Source organism: Porphyromonas sp. HMSC077F02 (genome assembly GCF_001815465.1).
GTDB classification, from domain to species: domain Bacteria; phylum Bacteroidota; class Bacteroidia; order Bacteroidales; family Porphyromonadaceae; genus Porphyromonas_A; species Porphyromonas_A somerae.
In genome coordinates this window covers 1-294 of the sequence record NZ_KV820652.1, presented here as the reverse complement: position 1 = coordinate 294, position 294 = coordinate 1, and the positions used below count along the sequence as shown (strand labels likewise).

Genomic DNA, 294 nt, shown 5'->3' with positions numbered 1-294 from the left:
ATTAATTTCTAAGCTTCTTTCAAAAGGTACACTTCCTACATATTTCGCCATGTTTGTTATGTCACTCAAATAGGGGAAGATAACATTCTCATGATATCGAACGCACTTTACAAATTCTTGTAGATATATTTCTAGCTCCTCTTCTGACTCCAATTGCTCTGGAAACACATAGTAATCAGAGTATGAAAAGTCATAAAGAGCTGTTATAAAATGATCACCATAATGTTTTTTTAATAATAATACATCCACGTTGTCTTCAAGAACATTTAGGAAAATGCGTTCGAATTCTTTGAA

The 294-nt window shown here is 32.0% G+C and carries 1 protein-coding gene; it reads right to left on the bottom strand.

Annotation, left to right across the window (positions count from 1 at the left end; genetic code table 11):
- Positions 1 to 294: hypothetical protein (locus tag HMPREF3027_RS09670; RefSeq protein ID WP_210400672.1), on the bottom strand; the 294-nt coding region annotated here is incomplete at both ends.